This is a genomic window from Pseudomonas baltica, from assembly GCF_031880315.1.
In the GTDB taxonomy this organism is placed as follows: Bacteria; Pseudomonadota; Gammaproteobacteria; order Pseudomonadales; family Pseudomonadaceae; genus Aquipseudomonas.
Window position 1 is genome coordinate 5,721,341 of the sequence record NZ_CP134771.1, and the last position, 13,835, is coordinate 5,735,175.

Consider the following 13,835-nt stretch of genomic DNA (forward strand, 5'->3'; position numbering starts at 1 on the left):
GGCGGCTAGAAGAGTAAACCTCATGCAAGCAAAGGTAGTGATAGTAGGCAGCCTCAATATGGACCTGGTCACCCGTCTGCCGCGTCTGCCGCGCCCGGGCGAGACGCTGGCCGGGCAGTCGTTCGTGACCGTGCCGGGCGGCAAGGGCGCCAACCAGGCGGTGGCGGCTGCGCGCCTGGGGGCCCGCGTGGCGATGATCGGTTGCGTCGGCGCCGATGCCTACGGCCAGCAGTTGCGCGACGGCTTGCTGGCCGAAGGCATCGACTGCTCAGGGGTGACGGTGATCGACGACCAGCCCAGCGGCGTGGCGACCATCCTGGTGGATGACCACAGCCAGAACGCGATCGTGATCGTGGCGGGTGCCAACGGCCAGTTGACGACCACGCTGATCGACAGTTTCGAGGCGCTGCTCAACCACGCCGAAGTGATCATCTGCCAGCTGGAAGTACCCTTGGCCAGCGTCGGCCACGTGCTCAAGCGCGCACGCGCGTTGGGCAAGATCGTCATCCTCAATCCGGCGCCGGCCACTGCGCCGCTGTCGGCTGACTGGTACCCGTTGATCGACTATCTGATCCCCAACGAGAGTGAAGCCAGCGTGCTCAGCGGGCTGGCGGTGGATTCGGTGACCAGCGCCGATATCGCCGCCAGTGCATTGATCAAGGCCGGCGCCGGCAAGGTGATCGTCACCCTGGGTTCGCAAGGCTCGCTGTTCGCCACCCACGCGCAGTCCCAGCATTTCCCGGCGCCAGCGGTGCAGGCGGTCGATACCACGGCGGCGGGGGATACCTTCGTCGGTGGCTTTGCCGCCGCATTGGCCGAGGGCAAGACCGAGGGGCAGGCCATCGTCTTCGGGCAGATCGCCGCTGCGCTGTCGGTCACCCGGGCCGGGGCGCAGCCGTCCATTCCGACACTTGTTGACGTCCAAGGATTTGCACCATGAAAAAGACCCCTCTGCTCAACATCGCGCTGTCCCGGCTAGTGGCCTCCTTGGGCCACGGCGACGTGCTGATGATCGTCGATGCCGGCATGCCGGTGCCGCCTGGCGTGGAGCTGATCGACCTGGCGCTGACCCGTGGCGTGCCGGATTTCACCACGGTGCTGGAGACGGTGCTCACGGAAATGCAGGTCGAAGGCCACGTGCTGGCCGATGAGATGTTCGCCAAGCAGCCCCCGGCGCTTGCGGCCCTTGAAGCGCTGCACGCCAGCGGTGCTTTGGGGGCGCGGCGGCAGCTCAGCCACGATGAGCTGAAAGTGCTCAGCCGCAGCGCCAAAGCCATCGTGCGGACCGGCGAATGCCAGCCCTACAGCAATATCGCCCTGGTGGCAGGTGTGGTGTTCTGACACGACCGCAGGCGGCAGGTAATTCTTGGAATAGGCCATTGCCTGTGCAAACCTGTCGCTCTTTCCCGACCGCTCTGGAGCTTATCGGCCTTGACCCTTCTCGCCGCCACTGCCGCTCAGGCAGCCGAAAAACGCAACCTGATCATCGACACCGACCCGGGCGCCGATGACGTCGTGGCCTTGCTGCTGGCCATGGCGTCGCCCGAGCAATTGAACCTGCTGGCGATCACCACGGTGGCCGGCAATGTGCGCATCGACAAGACCTCGCGCAATGCCTGCCTGGCCCGCGAGTGGGCAGGACGCGAAGAGGTGCCGGTGTACGCCGGTGCCGGCAAGCCGCTGGTGCGCCCGCCGATCTATGCCGAGCACATCCATGGCAACGAAGGGCTGCCGGGTGTTGCGGTACATGAACCCGGCAAAGGGCTTGCGGACGGTAGCGCGGTGCAGTACCTGATCGAGACCCTGAGCAAGGCCGAGCCGCACAGCATCACCATTGCCATGCTCGGGCCGCAGACCAACCTGGCACTGGCGCTGATCCAGCAGCCGGACATCGTCCAGGGCATCAAGGAAGTGGTGGTGATGGCCGGGGCGCACTTCAATGGCGGCAATATCACCCCGGTGGCGGAGTTCAATGTCTACGTCGACCCTGACGCCGCCAAAGTGGTGCTCGCCAGCGGCGTCAAGCTGACCTACGTGCCGCTGGACGTGACCCACAAGATCCTCACCAGCGAGGCACGGCTGCGGCAGATCGAGGCCCTGAACAATCACGCCGGGACGTTGGTGGGGGCGATTCTGAATGCTTACGTCAAGGCCGACATGCTCCATTACGGCCTGCCGGGCGGCCCGATACACGACGCCAGCGTGATTGCCTGGCTGCTCAAGCCCGAACTGTTCAGCGGCAAGGCGATCCATGTGGCGATCGATAACCGCGAAGGCGTCGGCCTGGGGCAGACCGTCGCCGATTGGTATGGAAAGTTGAAGCAGGACAGCAATGTGTTCTGGATCGATGACGGCGATGCGCAGGGATTCTTTGATTTGTTGACCGAGCGGTTGGCGCGCCTCGACTAGATCTGCTCAGACCCTGTAGCGAGGGGGGTGTTGTCAGAGGCGCACCATCAGTTGCGGACTGACATCCGCCACCCCATGCAACTGCTCCATCACCCAATCGACGAACACCCGCACCCGCGGTGACAATTGCCGGTGCGGCGGATACACCGCCGAAATCGGCCACGCAGGCACCGGGTATTGCTCCAGCACCTGCACCAGGCTGCCCGCCGCCAATTGCCGGGTCAGGTGATAACGCGGCGCCTGAATCAACCCGAACCCCGCCTCGCAGGCGCCGATATAGGCGTCCGCACTGTTGACGGTGAGCACCGCCGGCATCGGTATCTCGCGTATTTCCCCGGCCACCTCCAGCTCGAACGGAAAGAACCGCCCGCTGCTCGCCGGAAAATTGATCGCCCGGTGCTCCGCCAGATCTTCCAGCCGCCGGGGCGTGCCCCAGGTCGCCAGGTATTCGGCGCTGGCACAGGTGAGCTGCGGGATGCGCACCAGCGGGCGTGCCACCAGTGACAGGTCGCTGATCGTGCCGGCGCGAATGGCGCAATCGACCCCTTCGCGCTGCAAGTGCACCTGACGATCATGAAAGCCGATATCCAGTTGCAGATCGGGGTAGCGACGATAGAAGTCCGCCAGCCGCGGCACGATCCAGATACACCCGAAGGCCGCCGGCATGTCGACCCGCAGGGTCCCCCGAGGTTTACCGCGCTGGGCCGAGAGTGAGCTTTCGAGGTCATCGAGGTCGTCGAGCAGCAACTGGCAGCGGTGGTAATAAGCGTCGCCATCAAGGGTCGGGCGCACTTGCCGGGTGGTGCGCTGCAACAGCTGCACGCCGAGGTGCGCCTCAAGCTGCTGGATCGCCAGGGTGACACTGGCGCGTGGCAGCCCGAGGGCGTCGGCCGCCTTGCCGAAGCCGCCCAGTTCGACGATGCGGGTGAATACCTGCATGGCTTGTAAACGATCCATCTTCGCCTCGATTGTTTAGATCAGACGAATAGTTAAACCAAAAAATCAGGGTTTATCCAGAAAAGCATAGGGCCGACACTGGCTGAGTCTTCAACCGTCAAGGAACTCACACGTGATCACTCGTCGACTCGGCCGTAATGGCCCGCACGTTTCTGCCATCGGCCTGGGCTGCATGGGCATGTCGGACTTCTATACCACCGGCGCCAACGAACAGGAATCCATTGCCACGCTGCATCGCGCGCTGGAGCTAGGCGTCACCTTCCTCGACACTGCCGACTGCTACGGCCCGCACCGTAACGAAGAGTTGCTTGGCCGCGCGCTGCAAGGCAAGCGCGAGGGGATTATCCTGGCCAGCAAATTCGGCATCGTGCGCAGCGACGACCCCCACGCCCGCGGCGTCAATGGCCGTCCCGACTATGTGCGCGCCTCCATCGACGGCAGCCTCAAGCGCCTGGACACCGACTACCTGGACCTCTATTACCAGCACCGTATCGACCCCCAGGTGCCGATCGAAGAGACCATTGGCGCCATGGCCGAGTTGGTCAAAGCCGGCAAGGTCCGCCATATCGGTATTTCCGAAGCCAGCGCGGCGACCATCGAGCGCGCGCACAAGGTGCATCCGCTGGCGGCAGTGCAGAGCGAATATTCACTATGGTCCCGCGATCCTGAACATAACGACGTGCTCGCCACCTGCCAGCGGCTGGGCATCGCTTTTGTTGCCTACAGCCCGCTGGGCCGGGGGTTTCTGACCGGCGAGCTGCGCACGTTCGAGGATTTCGCCGCCGATGATTACCGGCGCTTCAATCCGCGTTTTCAGGGCGATAACTTTGACCGTAACCTGGCGCTGGTCGAGCGAGTCCAGGCCCTGGCGACTGCCAAAGGGATCAGCGCGTCGCAGTTGGCGCTGGCCTGGGTACTGGCCCAAGGCGATACCATCATCCCGATCCCCGGCACCAAGCAGCGCAAGTACCTGGAGAGCAACGTCGCGGCGGCCTCGGTGAGCTTGAGCGGTGCTGAACGCCAGCAGCTGGATGCCATTTTCGCAGGTGAAGGTGCAGTGGCTGGCGAGCGCTACAGCAGCGACGTGATGAAGTTTCTCAACGGCTGATCAGGCATATAGCCGGAAAAACCGGGCGTGATGCCCGGTTCTTTCCTGTCGCGATCGTCACCAACGCGCGAGCCATACTCGACCATACTGGGACTTCGCGCCCACGCATCCACTCAAGGATGGGCATTACATGGTCTATAGAGCTCGCAATGAACCAGCCCGTCGACGATTCCCCTCCAGTGAATGCCCCTGATACCAGCAGCTCGAAACCCAGGCACGATGCCTTGCGCTTTCATCGGCCCCACGCCCACCTGGCCAGTGTCTTTGGCAACGATAATTTTGCCCTCAAGGCCGAGGCGTTCGCGCGCTTCTTCGGCACGCCGACCTTCCTCGGTGCACAAACCCTGATCGTGATCCTGTGGGTGGCGGTCAACGCGCTGGGCTTCAGCCACTTCGATGTCTATCCCTTTATCCTGCTCAACCTGGCCTTCAGCTTGCAGTCAGCCTATGCCGCGCCCCTGATTTTGCTGGCGCAGACCCGTCAGGCGGCGCGCGACAAGGCGCAGTCCGAAGCGGATGCCCAGCACCGCGAAGCGCTAGCCGTGGCCAGTGAGCAGCGCCAGGTGCTGGCCGAGCAAAACGCCGAACGCTTGCTGATGCTGCTGGAGCAGAACACTCGGTTGACCGAGCTGACCCAGCAACTGGCCGAGCGTATCGAAAGCCTTACTCTGGAAATGCACGGGCAGGTGGTGCCTAAGCATTGAGAGGAAGAGGCCAGTGCAGCTTGCCCACGAGCCTAAGGCTGCACCTTGAGCACCGGCGCAGCCTTCACCGCCGTGCGCCGCCCGAGTATCACCGTGCCCACTACCCCCGCCGCGAACAGCCAGGTGACGGGTTCGATATGCTCGCCAAACCACAGCGCTGAAAAAGCGATGGTGAAGAAGATCTGCAGCAGTTGTACCTGCCCGACACGGGCGATGCCGCCCATGGACAGCCCGGCGTACCAGGCAAAAAAGCCGATGAACTGCGAGAACAGCGTGACGTAGGCAAACGCCCACAGGGTCGGGGCGCTGATCGGTCCGTGATGCTGCGCCGCCAGATACAGCACGGGGCCCAGCAGCAGCGGGAAGGCCAGCACCAGCGCCCAGCAGATCACCTGCCAGCCGCCCATTTCCCGCGCCAGGCGGCCACCTTCGGCATAGCCCAGGCCACCCAAGGCGATGGCGGCGAGCATCAACAGGTCGCCGCTGCTGACGCTGCCGGCGCCCTGAATCAACGCATACACCAGCACCAGCGCGCTGCCCAGCGCGGCGCAGGCCCAGAACGCCTTGGACGGCCGTTCGTGCGACAACCACGCGGCGTACATCGCCACCACCAGCGGTTGCAGGCCGTTGACCAGCGCGCCGTGGGAGGAGGGCAGGGTTTTCATCGCCCAGGCCGAGAGCACCGGGAAACCGAGGATGACCCCCAGGATGACGAAGCACAGTGCCTTGCACTGACGCCGGCTGGGCCAGCGCTCGCGGCGCCACAGCAGCAACGCTGCGGCGGGGATGGCTGCCAGCAGCGCGCGGCCGAGGCCGTTGAGCAAGGGATCGACTTCCTGCACCACGATGCGGGTCATGGGCAGGGTCAGGCTGAAGATGATCACGCCGAGCAGGCCCAGGGCCATGCCGGTGTTGTCGCGGGAGTTCATAAGGGCTCGCCGGTTGTTTTTATCGGGTGCCTATTTATCCATAAAACCCAAGGGCAGGAGCGTTACAGCGAGGGGAAGAGTGGGCCGTACACTTTCCTTGACGTGGTGAAGCCGAGGGCCTCTTTGCGGGCAAACGCAGCCACCAAAGCACGCGACTGTTTACCGCGCGGATCAGTGGAAGAATTCAGCGATCATCACCGCACCGATAAAAGTGCCGAAGTTGGCCAGGAACGACACCAGCACGATCCTCCAGCCCAGGCGGCGAAAGGCCGGGATGTCCTTGGCGATCGACAGGCCAGCGAAGGTCAGCATCGGCGTGATCACCGCCAGCATGTTGATGCTGTTGGTCATCCGGGCGATCTGCGCGGCCCAAGGGCACAGCGGCGAGGTCAGGAACATCGCGACGATCGAAACGGTGCACACCGCTGGCACCTTGCGGCGGATCAGGGTGCACAGCAGCTCGCCGACGAACACCGCGAAGATCATCACGCCCATGCCGGCGAAGGCATCGGCCGACAGCGTCTTGTAGCCTACGTAGTTGGCAATCAACGCCAGGGCCGCAGCGGCCAGCCAGGCGCTGACCTTGCCGGCCCAGCCGAGCTCGCTGATTTCAACGGCGACGTCGTTGGCGTCCGGGCCGTCAGTGGTCGCCGAGGCCTTGGTGGTGCGGCCGATCAGCGGCTCGAGCACGCGGTAGCCCCAGACCGCCAGCGGCAAGGAGATAAACAAAGTGAAGTACGTGCCCAAGGTGGTGGTGATCAGGTTGGAGGCGGCGGCGAGGGTCATCACCTGCTTGGCCATTTCCGGCGTCTGCTGGGCGGCGATGGCCCCGGCAGCGGCAGCCATCATGCTGCCTGAGCCGATGCCCGAGCCCATGGCCAGCGAGGCGGGATGGAAGATCCCCAGGCTGGTGACGAAACCCGCGACAATGGCGATGAACAGCGCGCCGAACAGCGTCCCGGTGAGGTATTCAGCCAGTACGCCGCGGCCTTCAGGAGAGTCCATGCCATAGCGCTCGCCGATGATCGCCAGGCTGGGTTCGCGGCCCACCGAAAAGGTCGCGCCGACCGCTTCGCGTTTGATGCCCAGCAGCAAGGCCACCGGCAGGCCGAGGATCACCGTGCCGACAAAGTGGCCGAACTCCTGGAACACCAACGCCCAACCGGAGGCGAACACCACCGGCAACGAACCGCCGACCACCAGACCGAGTTTGGCGATGAAGATCAGCAGCGCCGGTTGCAGGATCGAGGCAGCGCGCAACTGGGCGCGCTTGTCGATACCGATCGTGCCCGGCAGCCGCTTGCTGGCGATACCCACGGCGGCGCCCAGCAGCAGAGCCCAGACCATCGGTAGCAACACCACCTTGCCGGGCCCGAGGGGAATGCTGACCGCGCCAAGGGATTCGGCCACGATCAGGATGATCGCCGCCCAGATGTACAGTTTTACGGTCGCGGAAACAGCCTGGCTGTTATCCAGCGTAACGGCGTGTGCGTGCTGCATGTTGATCCCCTAGCCTGCTGAATGACCTGTCGGCCGTATCAATAGTTGTTGTGTTTATCAGGGGGCGTGTTGGCGCCCGGGGCAGTGTGCAAATCCATGCGGACATGGAAGCCCGGCGTGCGGGCTGAATCTTTTTATGGCGTGCCAGCGGTGGTGTTCGTGGCGATGAGTGGATCGTCGCTGAACAAGTGCCCGAGGCCGCGTTTTATCTGGTGCATGGCCAGTATGCGCATGCCCTGGAGCGCACTCCAATACTGGAATTTATGTTTATCGTTGCCTAAAACAGAACACTGAGAAGGGCAACCCAAGCGGTATCCAAGGCGCGAAAATCAGCGTGATCGGTCGAGGCCGGGCAACGCTTGAGGCCGCGCTTGCAGTACAGCTATGTTTGTGGATAATGTTATGTTATTACATATTAACTGGAGCTCCGCCATGAAAGTCCTTTCGTCTCTCAAAGAAGCCAAGAACCGTCACCGCGACTGCCAGATCGTCAAGCGCCGGGGGCGTATCTACGTGATCTGCAAATCCAACCCGCGCTTCAAGGCCCGCCAGGGCAGGGCGAAGAACCCCAACAAGGGCTGAAACCATCGGCGGTATTGCCAAGGGATGTCCGGTGAACGTAATATACGTTTTGTATATATTTCGTATTGGATATCCCCTCCATGGGCATCGTTAAAATCTCCGACGACCTGCATGAAAAACTGCGGATCGCCAGCAACGCACTGAGTCGCTCCATCAACGCGCAGGCCGAGCACTGGATGCGCATCGGCATGCTCGCCGAATTCTTCCCCGACCTCGATCACCGCGCCCTGAACCGTATGCTCGTGCGCGCCGAACTGGCCGGCGGCCTCGACCTGGCGCAGCTGTGCGACCTCGAACAAAGCCCGGCGCTGCTGGCAGCAGGTGGCCAACAATGAGAACGCCCGTCGTCATCAACACCGCCGCGCAAATCGCTCAGTCCAAAGCCGCCGGCCAACTGGCCGCCCAGGTACTGGCGATGATCACCCCTCATGTGGTTGTCGGCGTGACCACTGAAGCCCTGGACCAGATCTGCCACGACTACATCGTCCAGGTGCAGAAGGCCGTGCCCGGCAACGTCGGCTATCACGGCTTCACCAAGACGGTCTGCATCTCGGTCAACGAAGTGGTGTGCCACGGCATTCCATCGGGGCGGGTGCTCAAGGAGGGCGACATCGTCAATATCGACGTGGCGGTGGTCAAGGATGGCTGGTTCGGTGACACCAGCCGCATGTACTGGGTGGGGCAGCCCGACGAGCAGGCGCTGCGCTTGATGCACACCACCTACGATGCCATGTGCGCGGGCATCCGCACCGTGCGCCCAGGCGCTACCCTGGGCGATATCGGCCACGCCATCCAGTCGGTGGCCGAAGGCGCCGGTTACAGCGTAGTGCGCGAGTACTGCGGCCACGGCATCGGCAAGGTCTACCACGACGAGCCGCAGATCCTCCATTACGGCTATCCGGGGCAGGGTATGACGCTCAAGGCCGGAATGATCTTCACCATCGAGCCCATGCTCAACGCCGGTAAACGGCACGTCAAAACCCTGGCCGACGGCTGGACCGTGGTCACCAAGGACCAGTCGCTGTCGGCACAGTGGGAACACATGGTGGCGGTAACGGACGAAGGCTGCGAGGTGCTGACGCTATGGCCTGATGCGCTTGAGGGCTATGCGCCGCCGCTGTGAGTTTGCGGCGCGAAGAGGCTCGATCAAGCGCCGCTGACCCGCTCTGATTCACGCCCGTCGCCGCAGCCGCATCCGCTCCACCTCTTGCGCAAACGCCGCCAGCGTCCAGCGCTCGGCCAGCGCCTGATGCAGTAACTGCTGCCCGGTCTGCGGGGCCAGCCCCTTGAGTGGCGGGTCGCTGTCCAGGTTGGTCGGGAATGAATAGCCTTGGGCTGCCGTGGCGATCACCGCGTGCAAACCGTGCGCATCGAGCTCCTGATGTTCAACGCGGTCGAGCATCACCGGGTACAGCGCCAGCATCATGCGGTCGTGGTCCAGCGCCTCCATGGGCTTGCCGAACGCCGAAGAGATCTGCAGCAGATTGGCCATGCGGTGCTGGTCCGGGGTGCGGTTGGTGCCCGCGGCGTGGAACAGCGCCGGGTTGAAGAACAACAGGTCGCCCTTGTGCAGCGGCAACTGTACGGCGTGGGCCTGGAAATATTCGATAAAGGCCGGATCGCGCCAGGCCATGAAGCCCAGGTCGTATTGCTGGGAGTAAGGCAGCAGTTGCGTCGGGCCGGTGTCCAGCGGCATGTCGGTATGAGCCACGGCGCCCTGCAAGGTCAGGTACTGACTCATCACCTGCACGTCCAGTGGGTACTGCTCCAGCACCTCGACCGTCTGAAACCCCAGGTGATAATCACGGTGCGGCTGCTGCGCCTGACCGCCCGGGCGCACCACGTTGACCTGCGCAGTGACCTGATAATGCGGCCCCAGCCAGGCCTCGGCGAGCATACCCAGCAGCGGATTGCTGTAGTACTCGATAAAGGATTCCGGCGCCTGGATCGCGGCCTTTTGCAGGGCATTCCAGATTCGCCCGTTGGCCCCGGCCTTGGCGAAATGATCCCCACCGCTGCCACCTTGAGCTTCGTCGGCGAGGATGCGGTTGAACACTTCGCTGTGGCGGTCGACCAGCGCGCCGTCGGTAAACGCCTGCTTGACCACCAGCACTCCAGGGCCTTGGCGAAAGGCCCGGTGCAGCTCGCTCAGCAAGGGCCGCGGGTCGCTGGCCAGGGCGTCCCGCAAGGTGCTGGCCTGGTAGATCAGCACCTTGTGGAGAACCTCGCGGCAATGGGGGAAATCCTCGGCGCGGGTGTCCTGCTCGCACAGTGCGGCGAAGGCCGGCAGCGACACATCCGCCAGGCTGACGAAGCCGCTCATGACAGGCTCCCACCCTCCGGCCACTGCAAGGCGGCGTCCGGGCGGGGCGTGCTGCTGTCGCCGCAGCCCTGCACGCCTTGGTCGAGGTCGATCACCGTGCCGGTCATCATCCCCGATTCGGCGGACAACAAAAACGCCACGCTTTGCGCCACCTCTTGCGGTTTGAGCAAGCGGCCGAACGGCTGCGCCTGCTCGCTGGCCTGCAACCAGCCGTCCTGGGCACCGTGATACTGACGCTGGATTTCATCTTCGTGGGGCGTGTCCATCCAGCCGATGTTCAGGCCGTTGACCCGGATACGGTTGCGCAACACGCTGAACGCGACGTTTTTGGTGAGGATCGCCAACGCACCCTTGGTGGTCGAGTAGGCCGACAGGAACGATTGCCCGCCATGGCCGCTGACGCTCTGGATATTGACGATCGAGCCCTCGACGCCGTCGCGGATCATCAGCTTCAACGCTTCCTGGATGAGAAAGAACGGCGCCCGCACATTGACCGCGAACAGCTGGTCGAAGAGCTGCGGTGAAGTATCGAGAATGGTGCCGCGATCGGACATCCCGGCGCAGTTGACCAGCCCGTGCAGACGGCCGAAATGCTGGTCGGCAGCGGCGATGATGCGCCGGCAATCGTCGACGTTCTCGAGGTCGGCTTCGACGAAAATCGCCTGGCAGTCGAGCGCTGCCAGTTGCTTGACCTGCGCTTCGCCTTTGCTGCGGCTGCGCCCACAAATGATCAGCCCGGCGGCACCGCGCTGCGCCAGGGTATGCGCCACGGCGGCGCCAAGGCCCTGGGTGCTGCCGGTGACCACGAAAAATTGCTGTTTGAACGGATGGGATAGGGACGCTGCCGACATGAGGTTCTCCTGCTGTTGTTGTTATGGGCGCCAGGGCTAGCCTGCGACTGAATCTGAGACTAGCATTGCCTGTGCCGCATAAAAGCCCGAAAAAACATCAATAAAACCTCAATGAAGGCGCTGCGATGTCCTTGCTCGAACGTGCCAAGCACCATTCCATCAAACAGATCGCCGCCCAGGCCGGGGTCAGCAAGGCTACGGTAGACCGCGTCCTGCACCAGCGCGGCAGCGTCCACTACCAGACCCAGCGGCGCATCGAGCAGGCCCTCGACGAACTCGATGCCCAAGAGCAGACCGGCCTGGCGGTGGGCCGCACCGTGCATGTGGATGTGATCATGCACACCCCGCAGCGCTTCAGCAGCGCCGTGCAGGCAGCGATTACCTCGCAACTGGGCGGCCTGGCGCCACTGCGGATCTTCCCGCGCTTTCATTTTTTCGAGGACATCGACAGCAAACGCATGGCCGAGTTGATCCGCCGCTGCGCCGCCAAAGGCACTCAGGGCATCGTGCTCAAGGCCGCCGATGAGCCCGCGATCATCCAGGCGGTCAATCAGGTCACAGCAACCGGTATACCGGTGGTGACCCTGGTCACCGATCTGCCTCGCAGCGAGCGACTGGCTTATGTCGGGATGGACAACCGCACCGCCGGGCAGACCGCCGCCTATCTGCTGTCGCGCTGGCTCGACCCGGCGCCGCAAACCGTGGCGGTGGTCATTGGCAGCGAGCTGTTTCGTGGCGAAGAAGAGCGCGAGATGGGCTTTCGCGCCTGGCTGCGCGGGCGTGCGCCGCATCTGCGCGTGCTCGATATCAGCGGCGGTGCGGGCGTGTACGAGCCGACCTTCGCGCGCGTCAGCCAGGCACTCAAGGAGCACCCGCAGCTCAAGGCGGTGTACTGCGTGGGCGGCGGCAACCGCGCCATCGTCGACGCCTTCGCAGCTCAGGGCCGGGCGCTGGAGGTGTTTATCGGGCACGACCTGGACGCCGAAAACCGCCAACTGCTGGCCGAAGAAAAGATGGCTGCGGTGATCGCCCATCACCTGGACATCGATGCGCGGCACCTGTTGATGCACATTCTGCAGTTTCATCGGTTGTGGAAGGCCGGGCCGATTCCGAGCGCCGAGGTGCACATCGTCACGCCGTTCAATCTGCCGCGCTGAGGCCGACAAGCCCACCGTAAACGCTCAATATCTGCCAATAACTTCGTTTTGCAGGGCGATCGCCTCCAATACGCAGTTGTTTGCAACAATGGCAAGGTGCCACAATAGCGCCCGTCTCCCCATCAAGGCCGGGCGCATCAGATGGATTGCTTCGAACTCAAGCACGCGCAGGCTGGCTACATTGCGCAAATGGTGCGAACGGATCGACTGCAACAGTTGTTCCGGCAGTCGGTATTGGCCGTCTTTGGCAGTTTTGTCGCCGCGTTGATGCTGTGCTGGTTGTGCTGGGAACGCTTCGATCATCAGGTCGCGATCCTCTGGATCGGGCTGCTCGGCGCGTCGGCGCTGCTGCGCATCGCCATGTTCGTGGTGTACTTCAGAACCCCCGAAAGCGAGCGCACGCCGCAACGCTGGGAGTGCACCTACTGGGTCACGCTGGTGCTGTCGGCAGGCATCTGGGGGGGCGGTGCGCTGGCGCTGATGCCCGCCCACGATCTGCTGACCCAAGTCCTGGTGGTGCTGTTCACGGTGGGCATGTCGGTGAGCGCGGTATCGTGCTATTCCCCCTATCGCTACATGACCTTGACCGCCATCGGCCTGGTTTTGCTGCCGTGCGCGCTGTGGATGTTGCAGCAGCCCTCGACAATGCAACTGAGCATCGCCGTGGCGGTGCTGGTGTTTTCCATCTTTGTGATCAACGCCACCATGAGCCTGGCCGATGCGCTGGAAAGGGCCTTTCGTGTGACCCGCGAAATGGAATGGGCCCACCGGCTGTCGGCGCAGGCGGCGCGCATCGACGAACTCACCGGCCTGAACAACCGCCGGGCGTTCTTCGAGCGCGCCCAGCAGCTCTATACCCAATGCCAGGCCCAGCAACGCCCGCTGTGCGCGGTGATGCTCGACATGGATCACTTCAAGCTGATCAACGACACCTACGGTCATCAGGTCGGCGACGAAGTGCTGCGGCAGACGGGCAAGGTGATCATCCAGTCGTTTCGTACCGCCGACGTGCATGGCCGGCTCGGTGGCGAGGAGTTTGCCGTGCTTTTGCCGGACACTTCGCTGGCCGATGCGCTGGCCATGAGTCAGAGGCTGATATCAGCCTTGAGCGGACTGCAGATCGAACGCGCCCGCGGCATCACCGCCAGCCTCGGGGTGGCGGCGTCCGATGGCGATGACCTGGACCTGCACGGCTTGCTGCACCGCGCTGATCAAGCGCTGTACCGCGCCAAGGCGCAGGGGCGCAATCGGGTGTGCGTGGCCGAAGGACTGGGCGCCGCCCTCCTGTAGCGAGGGGGCGAGCCGCCTCGCTACA

At 63.6% G+C, this 13,835-nt stretch carries 15 protein-coding genes; 10 read left to right on the forward strand and 5 right to left on the reverse strand.

Going from position 1 to position 13,835, the window contains the following annotated elements:
* Nucleotides 1-22 precede the first annotated feature (22 nt).
* From rbsK to REH34_RS26065, 3 genes are all read left to right on the forward strand, one after another.
* A complete protein-coding gene (gene rbsK, locus REH34_RS26055; protein ID WP_226501982.1) occupies nucleotides 23-940 on the forward strand; it encodes a ribokinase in 918 nt (305 codons plus the stop codon).
* Nucleotides 937-1,341, forward strand: a complete 405-nt coding sequence (gene rbsD / locus REH34_RS26060; protein WP_311969703.1) for a D-ribose pyranase — start codon at nucleotides 937-939, stop codon at nucleotides 1,339-1,341. Before rbsK ends, rbsD begins: the two co-directional genes overlap by 4 nt.
* 90 nt (nucleotides 1,342-1,431) lie before the next feature.
* Nucleotides 1,432-2,409 (forward strand): nucleoside hydrolase, encoded by a 978-nt coding sequence (locus REH34_RS26065; protein ID WP_409373181.1) that lies wholly within the window; start codon nucleotides 1,432-1,434, stop codon nucleotides 2,407-2,409.
* 33 nt (nucleotides 2,410-2,442) lie between these two features.
* Here the strand turns inward: REH34_RS26065 and REH34_RS26070 are convergent, their stop codons facing one another.
* Entirely contained in the window at nucleotides 2,443-3,366 is a 924-nt protein-coding gene (locus tag REH34_RS26070) for a LysR family transcriptional regulator (protein ID WP_311969704.1), read from the reverse strand.
* A 112-nt stretch (nucleotides 3,367-3,478) separates the two neighbouring features.
* Between REH34_RS26070 and REH34_RS26075 the strand changes: the two genes are divergently transcribed.
* Both REH34_RS26075 and REH34_RS26080 read left to right on the forward strand, forming a co-directional pair.
* Complete coding sequence (locus tag REH34_RS26075) at nucleotides 3,479-4,474, forward strand: aldo/keto reductase (protein WP_311969705.1); 996 nt, start codon at nucleotides 3,479-3,481, stop codon at nucleotides 4,472-4,474.
* A 149-nt stretch (nucleotides 4,475-4,623) separates the two neighbouring features.
* A complete protein-coding gene (locus REH34_RS26080; RefSeq protein ID WP_311969706.1) occupies nucleotides 4,624-5,178 on the forward strand; it encodes a DUF1003 domain-containing protein in 555 nt (184 codons plus the stop codon).
* A 32-nt stretch (nucleotides 5,179-5,210) separates the two neighbouring features.
* Here REH34_RS26080 and REH34_RS26085 read toward each other — a convergent pair whose 3' ends face one another.
* Together REH34_RS26085 and REH34_RS26090 are read right to left on the reverse strand one after the other, a co-directional pair.
* Nucleotides 5,211-6,107 (reverse strand): DMT family transporter, encoded by an 897-nt coding sequence (locus REH34_RS26085; RefSeq protein ID WP_311969707.1) that lies wholly within the window; start codon nucleotides 6,105-6,107, stop codon nucleotides 5,211-5,213.
* Nucleotides 6,108-6,278: 171 nt separating this feature from the next.
* Nucleotides 6,279-7,607, reverse strand: coding sequence for a DUF3100 domain-containing protein (locus REH34_RS26090; RefSeq protein ID WP_311969708.1), 1,329 nt, complete (start codon nucleotides 7,605-7,607; stop codon nucleotides 6,279-6,281).
* Nucleotides 7,608-8,039: 432 nt separating this feature from the next.
* Between REH34_RS26090 and ykgO the strand changes: the two genes are divergently transcribed.
* The 3 genes from ykgO to map all read left to right on the forward strand — a co-directional run bounded on the left by ykgO (nucleotide 8,040) and on the right by map (nucleotide 9,312).
* Nucleotides 8,040-8,189: a type B 50S ribosomal protein L36 gene (gene ykgO, locus REH34_RS26095; RefSeq protein WP_311969709.1), complete on the forward strand. Its 150-nt coding sequence runs from the start codon at nucleotides 8,040-8,042 to the stop codon at nucleotides 8,187-8,189.
* Nucleotides 8,190-8,269: 80 nt separating this feature from the next.
* Nucleotides 8,270-8,524, forward strand: a complete 255-nt coding sequence (locus REH34_RS26100; protein ID WP_226501991.1) for a ParD-like family protein — start codon at nucleotides 8,270-8,272, stop codon at nucleotides 8,522-8,524.
* A complete protein-coding gene (map, locus tag REH34_RS26105) occupies nucleotides 8,521-9,312 on the forward strand; it encodes a type I methionyl aminopeptidase (protein WP_311969710.1) in 792 nt (263 codons plus the stop codon). The genes REH34_RS26100 and map overlap by 4 nt, the downstream gene beginning before the upstream one ends.
* 48 nt (nucleotides 9,313-9,360) lie before the next feature.
* On the opposite strand, the gene REH34_RS26110 is transcribed toward map, so the two are convergent.
* Both REH34_RS26110 and REH34_RS26115 read right to left on the reverse strand, forming a co-directional pair.
* Nucleotides 9,361-10,512 (reverse strand): phytanoyl-CoA dioxygenase family protein, encoded by a 1,152-nt coding sequence (locus tag REH34_RS26110; RefSeq protein ID WP_311969711.1) that lies wholly within the window; start codon nucleotides 10,510-10,512, stop codon nucleotides 9,361-9,363.
* Entirely contained in the window at nucleotides 10,509-11,363 is an 855-nt protein-coding gene (locus REH34_RS26115; RefSeq protein WP_311969712.1) for an SDR family oxidoreductase, read from the reverse strand. Before REH34_RS26115 ends, REH34_RS26110 begins: the two co-directional genes overlap by 4 nt.
* Before the next feature lie 131 nt (nucleotides 11,364-11,494).
* On the opposite strand from REH34_RS26115, the gene REH34_RS26120 reads away from it, so the two are divergent.
* Together REH34_RS26120 and REH34_RS26125 are read left to right on the forward strand one after the other, a co-directional pair.
* Nucleotides 11,495-12,520 (forward strand): LacI family DNA-binding transcriptional regulator, encoded by a 1,026-nt coding sequence (locus tag REH34_RS26120; RefSeq protein WP_311972166.1) that lies wholly within the window; start codon nucleotides 11,495-11,497, stop codon nucleotides 12,518-12,520.
* 141 nt (nucleotides 12,521-12,661) lie between these two features.
* A complete protein-coding gene (locus tag REH34_RS26125) occupies nucleotides 12,662-13,810 on the forward strand; it encodes a diguanylate cyclase (protein WP_311969713.1) in 1,149 nt (382 codons plus the stop codon).
* Nucleotides 13,811-13,835: the final 25 nt, after the last annotated feature.

Coding starts and splice junctions, on each gene's coding strand:
- rbsK (WP_226501982.1), top strand. CDS start 23: ATGCAAGCAAAGGTAGTGATAGTAGGCAGCCTCAATATGGACCTGGTC.
- rbsD (WP_311969703.1), top strand. CDS start 937: ATGAAAAAGACCCCTCTGCTCAACATCGCGCTGTCCCGGCTAGTGGCC.
- REH34_RS26070 (WP_311969704.1), bottom strand. CDS start 3,366: ATGGATCGTTTACAAGCCATGCAGGTATTCACCCGCATCGTCGAACTG.
- REH34_RS26080 (WP_311969706.1), top strand. CDS start 4,624: ATGAACCAGCCCGTCGACGATTCCCCTCCAGTGAATGCCCCTGATACC.
- REH34_RS26085 (WP_311969707.1), bottom strand. CDS start 6,107: ATGAACTCCCGCGACAACACCGGCATGGCCCTGGGCCTGCTCGGCGTG.
- REH34_RS26090 (WP_311969708.1), bottom strand. CDS start 7,607: ATGCAGCACGCACACGCCGTTACGCTGGATAACAGCCAGGCTGTTTCC.
- ykgO (WP_311969709.1), top strand. CDS start 8,040: ATGAAAGTCCTTTCGTCTCTCAAAGAAGCCAAGAACCGTCACCGCGAC.
- REH34_RS26100 (WP_226501991.1), top strand. CDS start 8,270: ATGGGCATCGTTAAAATCTCCGACGACCTGCATGAAAAACTGCGGATC.
- map (WP_311969710.1), top strand. CDS start 8,521: ATGAGAACGCCCGTCGTCATCAACACCGCCGCGCAAATCGCTCAGTCC.
- REH34_RS26110 (WP_311969711.1), bottom strand. CDS start 10,512: ATGAGCGGCTTCGTCAGCCTGGCGGATGTGTCGCTGCCGGCCTTCGCC.
- REH34_RS26115 (WP_311969712.1), bottom strand. CDS start 11,363: ATGTCGGCAGCGTCCCTATCCCATCCGTTCAAACAGCAATTTTTCGTG.
- REH34_RS26125 (WP_311969713.1), top strand. CDS start 12,662: ATGGATTGCTTCGAACTCAAGCACGCGCAGGCTGGCTACATTGCGCAA.